Origin of the sequence: Paenibacillus oryzisoli, from assembly GCF_001653565.1 — a bacterium.
GTDB classification, from domain to species: Bacteria; Bacillota; Bacilli; order Paenibacillales; family NBRC-103111; genus Paenibacillus_E; species Paenibacillus_E oryzisoli.
In genome coordinates this window covers 1-1,194 of record NZ_LYPB01000013.1, presented here as the reverse complement: position 1 = coordinate 1,194, position 1,194 = coordinate 1, and the positions used below count along the sequence as shown (strand labels likewise).

General features: G+C 40.2%; 1 protein-coding gene. It reads right to left on the bottom strand.

What is annotated here, in order from left to right; genetic code table 11:
* Nucleotides 1–117: 117 nt before the first annotated feature.
* A complete protein-coding gene (locus tag A8708_RS00090; protein WP_239696465.1) occupies nt 118–849 on the bottom strand; it encodes a tyrosine-type recombinase/integrase in 732 nt (243 codons plus the stop codon).
* Nucleotides 850–1,194: the final 345 nt, after the last annotated feature.

Here is a 1,194-nt window from a genome sequence, read left to right as displayed (position 1 = left end):
TTCGTACAATGCATGTTGTGCGTCTTTTCAACAATATATGACATCATATGATAAAAGAATATATTCCCATTTTAACACATTAGTACGAGAGTGAATATCCCAGATGGGAATAAATACCTACAAGATATCTTTCAAATGCTCGCCAACATAATCAGATGCAGTCTTTTTGAGCTGATTTACCGTGTGCAGGTATCGTTGGGTTGTATTCATATGTGAGTGTCCCAGCATCTCTTGAACTTGCTGCAAGCTGGCCCCACTTAATAATGCAAGTGTTGCGTTGGTATGTCTTAACCAGTGTGGCGTTACTTTTTTGTTTAACCCACTGGCTTTCCGCGCGGTTTCAATAATTTTCTCCACCCATCTCGATGATATAGGAAACACTCGATGTATATCCTCCAGTCGATCCTGTCTGTCTAAGGACCTATACTCCATCAATAAATTCCAAAGTACTTCAGGTACTTTTACTTCACGGATTTTGTCCCCTTTCCCCTTTTTCACAGTCAGCCACATGGAAGTTTCCATAGGATCTGTATGGAAATCCTCCCACCTCATTGCGACAAGTTCGGATACCCTTAGACCAAGAATCGCTAGGGATAGACCCATTATATAGTTCCGAATACCTAGTTTTTTAAGCTCCCCAAATAAGATGGATAGCTCTCTTTTTGTTAAATAGTGCTGCGTGCTAGTTATGTGAACTTTTGGATTCTTGGTGTTCGCCGTAGGATTGTCTATCATAATGCCAACTTGAGGGTGACAACACCATTTAAAAAAAGAACGCAGTGGAGATAAGATGGCCGCAATTGTAGCTGGTTCATAGGGTTTTCCTGTATCAATGTTAATATCTCTCATTAACCGTAGTTTGAATGCTTCGATTTCCCTCCAGCTAACTTCTCGCAGAGGGCAATACGAAACACAAGCTCTAAACATCTCAATGCCCCTTTTATAGTTTCTACGGGTAAAAGATGAGTTGGTGCAAGTTTCCAAAAATGTAGCAATTACTTGCTCATCGGTTAGTTTATTGGAATATTCTTTGTTGGGCAATGAAGATACATGTTGTTCTTGGGTGGGGATCATGATTATGCTCAATTTACCATCGCCTTCCTTTTTTTAGTTCGCACAACATGCATTGTACGAACTATCATAACCCGTCAATCGACAATTTACGACGCAAATCATTTGTTTACTGAGGTGGTG